Consider the following 12,154-nt stretch of genomic DNA (forward strand, 5'->3'; position numbering starts at 1 on the left):
CTTCAGTGGTTTTCCCTTAACCAAGGACTCTTATGTCGCGTCGTATCTCCCCCGTCATACCCGGCTTCGGGCTGACGCTGGGCTACACCGTGGTGTACCTCAGCCTGATCGTACTCATCCCCCTCGCGGCGATGTTTGTACACGCCGCTCAACTCACCTGGGATCAGTTCTGGAACATCATCTCCGCACCGCGCGTGTTGGCGGCGTTGCAACTGAGCTTCAGCACCGCGCTGTACGCCGCGCTGATCAACGGCGTGATCGGTACGCTGCTCGCCTGGGTGCTGGTGCGTTACACCTTCCCTGGCCGCAAGATCATCGATGCGATGATCGACCTGCCGTTCGCTTTGCCCACCGCCGTCGCCGGTATCGCGCTGACCGCGCTGTACACGCCTAACGGCCTGGTCGGCCAGTTCGCCGCCGACCTGGGCTTCAAGATCGCCTATACCCCCTTGGGCATCACCCTGGCGCTGACCTTCGTCACCCTGCCGTTCGTGGTGCGCACGGTGCAGCCGGTACTCGCCGATATCCCTCGGGAAGTCGAAGAAGCCGCCGCCTGCCTGGGTGCCAAGCCGTTGCAGGTGTTCCGGCACATCCTCGTACCCGCGTTGCTGCCAGCGTGGTTGACCGGTTTCGCCCTGGCATTTGCCCGTGGCGTCGGTGAATACGGCTCGGTGATTTTCATCGCCGGCAACATGCCGATGAAAACCGAGATCCTGCCCTTGCTGATCATGGTCAAGCTCGACCAATACGACTACCGCGGCGCCACGTCCATCGGCGTGCTGATGCTGGTGGTTTCCTTTGTCCTGCTGCTGCTGATCAACTTGTTGCAGCGGCGCATCGAACGTCCATAAGGAGGCGCGGAACATGTCCCAATCGTCTATTTCCGCCGCGTCCTCGGCCAACGCCGCCCGCCGTGGCAGCGCTGCGTCCCGACGTATCCTGATCGGCCTCGGCTGGCTGGTGTTCGCGCTGTTCCTGCTGTTGCCGCTGTTTATCGTGGTCACCCAAGGCCTGAAGAACGGCCTAGGGGCGTTCTTCACCGCGATCCTCGAACCCGATGCGTTGTCGGCGCTGAAACTCACGGTGATCGCCGTGGTGATTTCGGTGCCGCTCAACCTGGTGTTCGGCGTCAGCGCCGCGTGGTGCGTGAGCAAGTATTCGTTCCGTGGCAAAAGCATCCTGGTGACGCTCATCGATTTGCCGTTCTCGGTGTCGCCGGTCATCGCCGGCCTGGTCTATGTGCTGATGTTCGGGGCCCAGGGCTTCTTTGGCCCGTGGTTGCAGGACCATGACATCCAGATTGTGTTCGCCTTGCCCGGCATCGTGCTGGCGACCATCTTCGTCACCGTGCCCTTTGTGGCCCGTGAACTGATCCCGCTGATGCAGGAGCAGGGCACCCAGGAAGAAGAGGCTGCGCGTCTGCTCGGCGCCAATGGCTGGCAGATGTTCTGGCATGTGACCGTGCCGAATATCAAATGGGGTCTGATCTACGGCGTGGTGCTGTGTACCGCACGGGCCATGGGTGAGTTCGGCGCGGTGTCGGTGGTGTCTGGCCACATTCGCGGCGTGACCAACACCCTGCCGCTGCACGTCGAGATTCTCTACAACGAATACAACCACGTTGCCGCGTTTGCGGTGGCGAGTCTGTTGCTGATCCTGGCGCTCTTTATCCTGCTGCTCAAGCAGTGGAGCGAGAACCGTATTAACCGCCTGCGCGCCGGTGCGGCTGAGGAATAAGTCATGTCGATCGAAGTCCGTAATGTCAGCAAGAACTTCAACGCCTTCAAGGCCCTGAACAGCATCAACCTGGACATCCAGAGTGGCGAGCTGGTGGCGTTGCTTGGCCCGTCCGGTTGCGGCAAGACCACCTTGCTGCGCATCATCGCCGGCCTGGAAACCCCGGATGACGGCAGCATCGTGTTCCACGGTGAAGACGTGTCCGGCCATGACGTGCGTGATCGCAACGTGGGCTTCGTATTCCAGCACTATGCGTTGTTCCGCCACATGACCGTGTTCGACAACGTCGCCTTCGGCCTGCGCATGAAGCCGAAAAACCAGCGTCCGAGCGAGAGCCAGATCGCGGTCAAGGTGCATGAGCTGCTGAATATGGTGCAGCTGGATTGGTTGTCGGATCGCTACCCGGAGCAGCTGTCCGGTGGCCAGCGCCAACGTATCGCCCTGGCCCGCGCCCTGGCGGTGGAACCCAAGGTGCTGCTGCTTGACGAGCCCTTCGGCGCCCTCGACGCCAAGGTGCGAAAAGAATTGCGCCGCTGGCTGGCGCGCCTGCACGAAGACATCAACCTGACCTCGGTGTTCGTGACCCACGACCAGGAAGAGGCCATGGAAGTCGCCGACCGCATCGTGGTGATGAACAAGGGGGTGATCGAGCAGATCGGCTCACCGGGTGACGTCTACGAAAACCCGGCCAGCGACTTCGTCTACCACTTCCTGGGTGATTCGAACCGCCTGCACGTGGGTGAAGACAAACACGTGCTGTTCCGTCCCCATGAAGTGTCGCTGTCGCGCCATGAGCTGGAAGACCATCACGCCGCCGAAGTCCGGGATATTCGCCCGCTGGGCGCGACCACGCGTGTGACGTTGAAAGTTGAAGGCCAGAGCGAACTGATCGAAGCCGAAGTGGTGAAAGACCACGATAGCCTGACCGGTTTGGCGCGCGGCGAGACCCTGTTCTTCAAGCCCAAGGTCTGGCAAAAAGCCTAAGCCTCCAAACAGCGCAAAACCCTGTGGGAGCCGGGCAGGCCCGGCTCCCACATTTGATCTCTAGGGTCTGTCAGACCGTGGCGTTTTTCGCGCGCACCGCCACAGGCCCCGACCGCGCTTCGATCTGCTGCTTGAGCCCCTGCCGCAACCCCAGCAGAAACGCCAGCTCCGCCACCACAAACAACGGCCCTACAATCAGCCCCGACACGTCATCCACAAACGCCGGCTTCCTGCCTTCGTAATAGTGGCCGACAAACTGAATCACCCAACCCACCACAAACATCCCCACGCCGCTGCTGAGCCACACCATTGTGCTCTGCGCCGCCAGCACATGCCCGGCCCACACCGACAAGCCGATCAGCACCGTCATCAGCACACCCAGCGCCAGCTCCAGGCGCAAGTAAAACCACGCGCAAAACAGCGCGAGCAGAACGGCCGGTGAGATCCACAACCCACCGACATTCCATTCCGGACGTGACAACAGCACGGCGACCGCGACGACAATCAGCGGGATGCCGATAAAGTGGCTGGCGATGTTGCGCGGGTCTCGGTGGTAGGCGGCGTATTGACTGAGATGGTCGACGAGGCTTTTCATTGTTATTCCTCCTGTAGGATGTTTGATCATGCCCTGTCAGCCTGTGGCGTACTGTCAACTGGGCGACAATCTTCGGAGTTCACATGGATGCAGACCAATGGCGCTCCCGGTTGGCCACCGGTCACTGGTTCAGTCACCTGCCCTTGCCTTTTCAGCATAGCTTGCTGGCTCAGGCCCGATTGAGGCCGCTCACGGCGGGACAGTACTTGTTCAAGCGCGGCGACCCACCCTGTGGTTTGTATGCGGTACTCGACGGCACCCTGCGGGTCAGTGCGGTGAACGAGCAGGGCAAGGAAGCGATTCTCAGCCTGGTGGAGTCACCCTTTTGGTTCGGCGAGATCTGCCTGTTCGATGGCTTGCCACGTACCCACGATGCCTGCGCTGTCGGGCCTTGCACGTTGCTGCAGGTCCCACAACAGGCGCTGCTGAACATACTCGATGACAGCCCCAGGTACTGGCGCGACCTGGCGCTGCTGATGAGCCAGAAGCTGCGCCTGAGTTTTATCGGCCTTGAACAGCTCAGCCTCATGCCGGCCTCGGTTCGGTTGGCTCATCGTTTGTTGATGATTGTTGAAGGTTATGGCGATACCGAGCATTCAAAGCGTGTACTGCATCTACCCCAGGAAGACCTGGCAGCGATGTTGAGCCTGTCGCGCCAGACCACCAACGCGCTGCTCAAGGATCTGCAAGCCCAGGGCCTTGTGCGTCTGGGCTATGGCGAGATTGAAATCCTCGACGTACCGCGGCTACGGCAGGCGGCGCACACCTGAGGGTGTTAGCCTGCAGGCCTATCAAACGAGGTGTGTTATGCGTGTGCTGTTAGTGGAACATGAATCCGAAGAAGCACAGCGGATGGCCCAGGGCCTGAACGAGGCCGGCTACAGCGTGGAAGTCGCGGCCAATGGCATGGCGGCGCAGCGGTTTGTCGAGGGCGTCGAGTACGACCTGGTGATCCTGGATGTGATGCTGCCGGGGCTCAATGCCTGGAAACTGCAGCAGGCGATCCGGCAGAAGGGCGAGACGCCGCTGCTGTTCCTGACCACGCCGGGCGGGATTGAAGATCGCCTGCGCGGGTTGGAGTTGCATGAGGATGACTATTTGCTCAAGCCGTTTGAGGCCAAGACGCTGGTGGCGCGGGTGAAGAAGGTGTTGCGGCGCGATCGCGGGCGTTGATTGAGCTGAAATGCCCAGTGCTTGAACCTGCGCTTTCGCGCGCACGCCCGTTCCCACACATGGAATACGTTCCCCTGTGGGAGCGGGCTTGCTCGCGAAGAGGCCTCCCTATCCAGCACCAATCTGCCTACCGCAATCCATCCCGAAACTGCCCCGGTGTCATCCCCGTCCAACGCTTGAACGCACGGTTGAAGCTGCTGGTATCGGCAAAGCCGAGCAAATGGCTGATCTCGGCCAATGAACAGTGCGGATCGCGCAAGTGCAGCAACGCCAGGTTTTCCCGGCACTCGCTGAGCAACGCATCGAACCGACAGCCCTCATCCGCCAAGTGCCGCTGCAAACTGCGCAGGCTCAGGTGCAGGGCCTGGGCGATGCGCTCGGCACTCGGCTCGCCATCCGGCAATTGCGCCTCGATGGCCGCGCGCACCTTGCGCTCCCAGGTCAGCGGTTGCAGTTGGGCGAGGGTGCGCTTGAGCACGGTTTCGTTGTGCTCGGCCAGTTCGGGATTGGCGTCGTCCAGGTGGCTGTCGAAATCCGCGGCGGCGAACTCCAGACGGTCCTCCTCGGCATCGAAAAATACCGGCGCGCGAAACACCGTGTGCCAAGGCTTCGGGTCAACAGGTTCCGGCCTTCGCAGGTACACCGCCAGCGGCGCGTACTCGCGGCCCAGACGGTTGCGACAGGTACGCACATAGATCGCCGCAAATGCATCGATGGCCTCGAACGCCGGCGCCGGGCTGCCCGGTAGTTGCAGCAGGCGGAACCGATAACGTTCGCCATCGCCGCTCAGCTCCAGGCTCAAGGCATCGCTGACCACCTGGTGATATCGCACGATGCGCTCGAACACTTCGCGCAAGCTCCCACTGGCCACCAGCGCATACCCCAATGCATGAAAAGTGGTGGCGCTGACAAACCGCGACACTCGCAAGCCAATCGCCGGATCACCACTGGCCTGTACCGCCAATTCCCACAGACGCGTGGTGGCCGACAGCGGGTAGCGCGCATTGGGATCGTCCATCTTCTGCGGGTCGAGCCCGGCTTGCAGGCACAGGGCGCCGCTGTCGAGGCCCAGGGCGTCGAGCTGCTTGCGCAGGGCGCGGGTCCAGCTGGCGAGGGAAGTGGGTTCGGTCATGGCGATTGGCGCTTGCGGTCAACAGGTTGGCGTGTGGAGCTGATGCCCTGGCGGACCGCTTGGGCCAGGATGCAGCTATCAATCACCAGAGGATGGAAGCATGGACGGTACTTCTGCAAGTCCCCAGCAGATGAACGCACAACAGCGCTCGGCGCATATCCGTGAAGTGGTGCTGGCCGAAGGCGTGCGCCTGCGCCGGCAGCACCCCTGGCTGCTGCATCAGGACGCGCTGGGCGCGAGCATTCTGGCGTTTGCGCTGCTCGGCATGGTGGGCTCGGCGGCACTCTACATCACGGGTCATATGGCGTGGTGGGTGTGCTTGCTGCTGAACGCGTTCCTGGCCTCGCTGACCCACGAGCTGGAACACGACCTGATCCACAGCATGTACTTTCGCAAGCAGCGCCTGCCCCATAACCTGATGATGGGCCTGGTGTGGCTGGCGCGGCCGAGCACCATCAACCCGTGGGTGCGCCGGCACCTGCACCTCAACCATCACAAGGTCTCCGGCACCGAAACCGATATGGAAGAGCGCGCCATCACCAACGGAGAACCCTGGGGGGTTGCGCGGTTGCTGATGGTCGGTGATAACGTCATGTCGGCCTTCATCCGCATCCTGCGGGCCAAGACCTGGACGCACAAACTGGCCATCCTCAAGCGCTCGCTGCTGGTCTATGCACCGCTGGCGCTGCTGCATTGGGGCGCGTGGTACGTGTTCCTCGGCTTTCATGCCGCCAATGGCATTGCCAGTCTGCTCGGCGCCCCCATCGCGTGGTCCGCCGACACTTTGCAGGTGATGCAGGTGATCGATATCGCTGCCGTGGTGATCATCGGCCCTAACGTGTTGCGCACCTTTTGCCTGCACTTTGTCAGCTCGAACATGCACTACTACGGCGATGTGGAGCTGGGCAATGTGATCCAGCAGACCCAGGTGTTGAACCCCTGGTGGATGTGGCCGTTGCAGGCGTTCTGCTTCAACTTCGGCAGCACCCACGGCATCCATCATTTTGTGGTGAAGGAACCGTTTTACATCCGTCAGATGACCGCCAAGGTGGCCCACAAGGTGATGGCTGAGATGGGGGTGCGCTTCAATGATTTCGGGACGTTTGCGCGGGCTAATCGGCTTGGCTTTCCACCGTCAGCAGGGTTTCGATCAGCACCTTCGCCGCAGGCGACAAACGCACCCCAGCGCGGCTGATCACCCCGCAACGGTTGCTGAGGCGCTCCACTGAATGAGGCAGATTGCGCCCGTGCAACCCCTGCAATTGGCCATTGGCGAAGGCATTTTCGGCAGCCAGGTCGATGGCGCCGGACTGCCGATCTTGAATGCCTATTTATAGAGCGGGGTTATAGAGCGGGGGCCGTGCGGTAGGTCGCGGGACTGAACACCCGCGTCACCACCAGCATCGCCACCGCCGTTACGGTCAGCACCACCCAGGCACTGACAAAGCTGCCGGTGAGTTCGCGCAGCCAACCGGTCAACCATGGCGAAATTGCATTGATCAAAAAGCCCACGCCTTGCACGAACGCCGCCAGTTGCCCGGCCTGGCGCGGGTCGCGGTGGTGATCGAGGGTCAGCAACAGGCTCAGGGCAAAACACGCGCCCAGGCCGAAGCCACACAGCGCCACCCACAGATGAGGAAACTGCAGCGGCGCCATTAACAGGCCGAGATAGCCGAGGGTCTGGGCCAGCAGGCTGATCCACAGCAGTGGCCGACGATCGATCCCGCGTTGCGCCAGCACCGGCATCAACAGCGCGGCGATCACCTGGAAGATGGTCATGAAGGCCAGCAGCGAGCCACTGGGCAGCACGTCCCAGCCCAGTTGCTGATAGTAGGCCGGCAGCCACGCCACCATGCTCATGTAACCGCAGTTCACCAAGCCGAAATACAGCGCCAGCAGCCAGGCACGGCGGTTGCGCAGGCCCTTGAAGGCGGGGATGACCTTTGCGCTTTTTGCCGCGCCCAGCGGCAACCAGGCCCACAACAGCAGCGCGGCCAGTGCCGGCAACAGCCACACGCCGAGCCCGGCCTGCCATTGCTGGAAATGCGTGGCCACCACCGGACTGAGCAGCGCCGCCAGCCCGCCACCGGCCATCAGCGACGCTGAATAAACGCCCATCGCCACCGGCACGCGGTGATGAAACTCGCGCTTGATCATCGCCGGCACCAACGCCTGGATCAACGCGACACCGGCACCGCCGAGCAACGCGGTCACCAGCAACGTCGAGCCCTGGCCCATCAACCAGCGGGCCAGGCAGGCCAGCAGGATCATCATCAGGCCCAGGGCGATGCCACGCCGCTCTCCAAGTTGCGCTTCAACGCGCACGCCTACCAGTGCCACCAGGCCCATGCACACCACGGGCAGGCTGGTGAGCAGGGCGCTGCTCTGGAAGCTCAAACCGGTGGCCAGGCGAATCTCGCCGAGCAACGGGCTGATGGAGCTGAGAATCGGCCGCAGATTAAGGCCCAGGACCACCAGCAGCCCCCAGCCGGCGAGGGATTTATTCAGGGTCATGCAGGTTTTTCCACGGGTGATACAGCGTGGTCATGGCCGCGTCGGGCAGGTGCTGTTGAGCGTCGCTCATGGAGACCCCTCTGGGCAGGATGGAGGGTGAAGTATGGGCAGTGGTCGAGGTATTCTGAAATTAAATATAACCATGCCAATCAGTGGCAAACGCAATGGTGACTGCCATGTTCGATCCCGTGTTGTTGCGCAGCTTTGTCGCCGTGGTGGATTGCGGCAATTTCACCCGCGCCGCCGAGCGCCTGCACCTGACCCAATCCACGGTCAGCCAGCAGATCCGCCGCCTGGAAGAGGCGGTGGCGTGCCAGCTACTGAACCGCGACCAGCGCCGCGTGGTGGCGACAGCAGAAGGCGAGCGCCTGCTGGCCTATGCGCGACGCATCCTCGCGCTGCATGAAGAAGCCGCCGACGTGTTGATCAGCCAGCAAAGCGACGGCGTGCTGCGCCTCGGTGTACCTGAGGACTTTGCGTCGGAACGGCTCATGCCGCTGCTGTCGGCCTTTGTGCTGGCCTTTCCCAGGGTGCGCCTGGAAGTCACCAGCGGCCTTGGCCCCGAGTTGCAGCGCCAATACCGCAGCGGCGAGTTCGATGTGTTGCTGGTCAAGCAGATGGGCGAGAGTGATGACTGCCTGGCTTCGTGGCCGGAGCCTTTGTGTTGGGTGGACAGCCGCAACACGCCATCCTTGGGACGTGACCCTTTGCCGTTGGTGGCCTTTCCCGTGGGGGGGCTGTACCGCAATGAAATGCTGCAACACCTGGAGGTGGGGGGGTGGCGCTGGCGCATCGGGTATTCCAGCGCGAGCCTGGCGAGTGTGTGTTCAGCGGTGGCGGCGGGGTTGGGCATTAGTTTGCTGCCCCGTCGGGTCGTACAGGCTGGGCATAGCGTACTGGGCCCGGACAGCGGTTTGCCCAGGGTGCAAGGCGTGCGGCTGGCGCTGTATGGCCGTAGTGGCTTAGGTGCGGCGGGGCAGAGCCTGCAACGCCAGCTGCTTGATTTGTGTGCGAACAGCCCTGTCTGAGCGATGGCTTTTTCTGAATTTTTTACGCCGGAAAGGCATTCAAAAACGGCCTCCCATGCAGGCGTGTCGGTTGTGTTGTTTGCGCCCTGGCAACGGTGAAGCGTTGGAGCGGGCTTTGGTGTTTATGAGATTTTGGTTATTAATAAATAGCTTCTTATTCCTTAAGGAATGTAACACTCGTCCCTATACTGTTCAGCAACGCTAAACGCTGCAGGAGGGCACACCCATGCACAGCGAGTCGATTCGTTATCTGATCGTGCCGGGCTGGCAAGGATCGCCAGAAGATCATTGGCAAAGTCATTGGCAGAACAGCCTGCCCAACAGCTCCCGCGTGGAGCAGGCCGACTGGTTGACCCCACGCCGTGAAGACTGGGTCGCCGCGCTGGCCGAGGCCATCGCCGCCGACAGCACGCCAGTGATCCTGATCGCCCATAGCCTGGGCTGCATCACCGTGGCGCATTGGGCGGCCACCGCGCCGGTGCACTTCCTGCGCCAGGTACGCGGCGCTTTGCTGGTGGCCCCGGCCGACGTCGAACGCCCGGCGTGTGCCCCCGCCTTGCGTAATTTCGCGCCCATCCCTACCGACCTGTTGCCGTTCCCGAGCCAGGTGGTCAGTTCCGACAACGACAGTGCCGTCAGCGCGCCTCGGGCTCTGGAGCTGGCACGCCATTGGGGGGCCGAAGCCGGGATTTTGTCCGGTGCCGGGCATATCAATGTGAAGTCCGGCCACCGGCGTTGGGAGCAGGGTTTCGCCTACCTCTATCGTCTGCAAAGCCGCCTTGAGCATCACGCCCGGCGCACTGCCTGAACATTTTTCAACGCCCCGTCCCTTAAGTGGATTGGGGGCGGGAGCCTGCCATGAGTCTGCATGAAACCTACGGCCAGCCGTTGCTGACCTTTCCCGACGCGGAAAAAAGCCCGCTGAGCATCCGCGCCAAGGCGCTGGTATTTGTCGATCCCCGTTCGCGGCAACTGCGCGAAGAGCTCGAAAGCCTCGCGCCGCGCGCCTTGCCCGTGTTGATTCGCGGCGAGACCGGCAGCGGCAAGGAACTGCTGGCGCGGCACATCCACCGCGGCAGCGACCGCACCGGCTTGTTTGTTTCGGTCAATTGCGGTGCCATCAGCCCGACCTACGCCGATGCCGAATTGTTCGGCTACGCAGCCGGTAGCCACAGTGGTACGGCCAGCAGCCGGGCCGGTTGGTTCGGTTCGGCGAATGGCGGCACCTTGTACCTGGACGAGATCGGCGACTTGCCATTGCCGATCCAGGTAAAACTGCTGGCCGCCCTGGAAAACCACGAAGTCACCCGCGTCGGCGCCCATCAGCCCAGCCCGGTGGATGTGCGCCTTGTCGCCGCCACCAGCATCGACCTTGCCCAGGCGGTGGCGGCCGGCAAGTTCCATGAGCGCTTGTTCCATTACTTGAGCGAAGGGCGGCTGGACTTGCCCGCACTGCGCGAGCGCGTGGGGGATATCCTGTCACTGGCCGAGTACTTCCTGGGTATCTACAGCCAGCGCCTGGACCTGCCGGTGCCGCTGATCAGCGACGCCGCCCAGCGGGTGCTTGAACACCACAGTTGGCCGGGTAATACCCGTGAGCTGGAAAACGTCATTCACTTTGCGTTGCTGGTGAGCAGCGGCGATGAAATCTTGCCCGAGCATTTGAACTTGCCGGTCGCGGGTTCGCCGTTGGAACAGGTGCAGCGGATTTTCCACAGTGCCAGCCCCGCCGAGCAGGAAACGCTGCGTAAATTCCTGCATGAACAAAATGGAATATCAACGTGAATAAAAGATATTGTTCGGGAATAAAAAATCTAGGTATTGTCCCGTTCACGCCGCGATAGCACTTCGCTGGTACCGCTCATAAAAACGGTCGTCAGAGACGCCCCGGAATTCCGATAAGGACACTGCATGAAAAAGGTTCTGTTGTTTACCGCACTGGCGGCTGCCCTGACTGCAAGCTTCGCCCAAGCCAACGAGAAACTGGTGGTTGCCGCGACCCCGATCCCGCACGCCGAGATTCTGGAGCTGATCAAGCCGACCCTCGCCAAAGAAGGCGTGGACCTGCAGATCAAAGTCTTCACCGACTACGTGCAACCCAACACGCAGGTTGCCGAGAAGCGCCTGGACGCCAACTACTTCCAGACCCTGCCGTACCTGGAAAACTTCAACAAGGGCAAGGGCACCAACCTGGTGACAGTGGTCGGTGTGCATGTTGAACCCATCGGTGGTTACTCGAAAAAGATCAAGAACATTTCCGAGCTCAAAGATGGCGCCACCGTGGCCATCCCGAACGAAGGCTCCAACAGTGGCCGTGCGCTCTTGCTGCTGCAAAAGAATGGTCTGATCACGCTCAAAGACCCGAACAATGCCCTGTCCACGCCGAAAGACATTGCCAGCAACCCGAAAAACCTCAAATTCAAAGAGCTGGAATCGGCGCTGCTGCCACGCGTGCTGGATCAGGTGGACCTTGACGTGATCAACACCAACTACGCCCTGGAAGCGGGCCTCAACCCCGCCAAAGACGCGCTGATCATCGAAGATGCCAAGTCGCCGTACGTGAACTTCCTGGTGGCTCGCCCGGACAACAAGGACAGCGACGCTATCCAGAAACTGTCCAAGGCCCTGACCAGCCCGGAAGTCAAAGCGTTCATCGAGAAGAAGTACAACGGCGCGGTAGTGCCTGCGTTCTGATGTAACCCAAACCCCCTTCAAGGTTTGACGCCGACGGCTTATTTAGCGTCGGCGTTTTTTATGGTTGGAACCCCATCAAAACGGTGGGAGCGGGCTTGCTCGCGAAGGCGGTCTGTCAGCAACGGATAGGTTGACTGATCCACCGCCTTCGCGAGCAAGCCCGCTCCCACATTTGGATCTCCATTGGATTACAGAGCGCGGCTATTGAGCGCCCTGCGCAACGCCACCAACCACTTCATCAACTCCTGCGGATCCATCGGTTTCACTTCCTTCATGGTTCAATCCCTCGAATCTCAG

Annotated in this window: 13 protein-coding genes; 10 read left to right on the forward strand and 3 right to left on the reverse strand. The window is 61.6% G+C overall.

Going from position 1 to position 12,154, the window contains the following annotated elements:
* The first annotated feature begins 32 nt into the window (after positions 1–32).
* From cysT to BMZ57_RS19235, 3 genes are read left to right on the forward strand one after another with little or no spacing between them, the layout of a single operon-like run.
* Positions 33–851, forward strand: coding sequence for a sulfate ABC transporter permease subunit CysT (gene cysT / locus BMZ57_RS19225; RefSeq protein ID WP_010214167.1), 819 nt, complete (start codon positions 33–35; stop codon positions 849–851).
* Positions 852–864: 13 nt separating this feature from the next.
* Positions 865–1,737 (forward strand): sulfate ABC transporter permease subunit CysW, encoded by an 873-nt coding sequence (gene cysW / locus BMZ57_RS19230; RefSeq protein ID WP_010214166.1) that lies wholly within the window; start codon positions 865–867, stop codon positions 1,735–1,737.
* A 3-nt stretch (positions 1,738–1,740) separates the two neighbouring features.
* Positions 1,741–2,721 carry a sulfate/molybdate ABC transporter ATP-binding protein gene (locus BMZ57_RS19235; RefSeq protein WP_010214165.1) on the forward strand — a complete coding sequence of 327 codons (981 nt, stop codon included), beginning with the start codon at positions 1,741–1,743 and terminating at the stop codon, positions 2,719–2,721.
* A gap of 70 nt (positions 2,722–2,791) precedes the next feature.
* Here BMZ57_RS19235 and BMZ57_RS19240 read toward each other — a convergent pair whose 3' ends face one another.
* Complete coding sequence (locus BMZ57_RS19240; protein WP_010214164.1) at positions 2,792–3,316, reverse strand: Mpo1 family 2-hydroxy fatty acid dioxygenase; 525 nt, start codon at positions 3,314–3,316, stop codon at positions 2,792–2,794.
* An 83-nt stretch (positions 3,317–3,399) separates the two neighbouring features.
* On the opposite strand from BMZ57_RS19240, the gene BMZ57_RS19245 reads away from it, so the two are divergent.
* Together BMZ57_RS19245 and BMZ57_RS19250 are read left to right on the forward strand one after the other, a co-directional pair.
* Positions 3,400–4,086 (forward strand): Crp/Fnr family transcriptional regulator, encoded by a 687-nt coding sequence (locus tag BMZ57_RS19245; protein WP_010214163.1) that lies wholly within the window; start codon positions 3,400–3,402, stop codon positions 4,084–4,086.
* Between the two features lie 37 nt (positions 4,087–4,123).
* Complete coding sequence (locus BMZ57_RS19250; protein WP_010214162.1) at positions 4,124–4,489, forward strand: response regulator; 366 nt, start codon at positions 4,124–4,126, stop codon at positions 4,487–4,489.
* A gap of 127 nt (positions 4,490–4,616) precedes the next feature.
* On the opposite strand, the gene BMZ57_RS19255 is transcribed toward BMZ57_RS19250, so the two are convergent.
* A complete protein-coding gene (locus BMZ57_RS19255; RefSeq protein WP_021491630.1) occupies positions 4,617–5,621 on the reverse strand; it encodes an AraC family transcriptional regulator in 1,005 nt (334 codons plus the stop codon).
* A 100-nt stretch (positions 5,622–5,721) separates the two neighbouring features.
* On the opposite strand from BMZ57_RS19255, the gene BMZ57_RS19260 reads away from it, so the two are divergent.
* Complete coding sequence (locus tag BMZ57_RS19260) at positions 5,722–6,816, forward strand: fatty acid desaturase (RefSeq protein ID WP_042571300.1); 1,095 nt, start codon at positions 5,722–5,724, stop codon at positions 6,814–6,816.
* A 149-nt stretch (positions 6,817–6,965) separates the two neighbouring features.
* On the opposite strand, the gene BMZ57_RS19265 is transcribed toward BMZ57_RS19260, so the two are convergent.
* A complete protein-coding gene (locus BMZ57_RS19265; RefSeq protein ID WP_047544215.1) occupies positions 6,966–8,135 on the reverse strand; it encodes a CynX/NimT family MFS transporter in 1,170 nt (389 codons plus the stop codon).
* Positions 8,136–8,311: 176 nt separating this feature from the next.
* Here BMZ57_RS19265 and BMZ57_RS19270 point away from each other — a divergent pair, with 176 nt between their 5' ends.
* The 4 genes from BMZ57_RS19270 (at position 8,312) to BMZ57_RS19285 (ending at position 11,857) form a co-directional block, all read left to right on the forward strand.
* Positions 8,312–9,163 (forward strand): LysR family transcriptional regulator, encoded by an 852-nt coding sequence (locus BMZ57_RS19270; RefSeq protein WP_010214153.1) that lies wholly within the window; start codon positions 8,312–8,314, stop codon positions 9,161–9,163.
* 226 nt (positions 9,164–9,389) lie between these two features.
* Positions 9,390–9,971, forward strand: a complete 582-nt coding sequence (locus BMZ57_RS19275; RefSeq protein WP_010214150.1) for an alpha/beta hydrolase — start codon at positions 9,390–9,392, stop codon at positions 9,969–9,971.
* A gap of 50 nt (positions 9,972–10,021) precedes the next feature.
* Complete coding sequence (locus BMZ57_RS19280; protein WP_038452520.1) at positions 10,022–10,948, forward strand: sigma 54-interacting transcriptional regulator; 927 nt, start codon at positions 10,022–10,024, stop codon at positions 10,946–10,948.
* 126 nt (positions 10,949–11,074) lie between these two features.
* Positions 11,075–11,857, forward strand: coding sequence for a MetQ/NlpA family ABC transporter substrate-binding protein (locus BMZ57_RS19285; protein WP_010214145.1), 783 nt, complete (start codon positions 11,075–11,077; stop codon positions 11,855–11,857).
* Positions 11,858–12,154 lie beyond the last annotated feature (297 nt).

Source organism: Pseudomonas simiae (assembly GCF_900111895.1).
Lineage (GTDB): Bacteria > Pseudomonadota > Gammaproteobacteria > Pseudomonadales > Pseudomonadaceae > Aquipseudomonas > Aquipseudomonas simiae.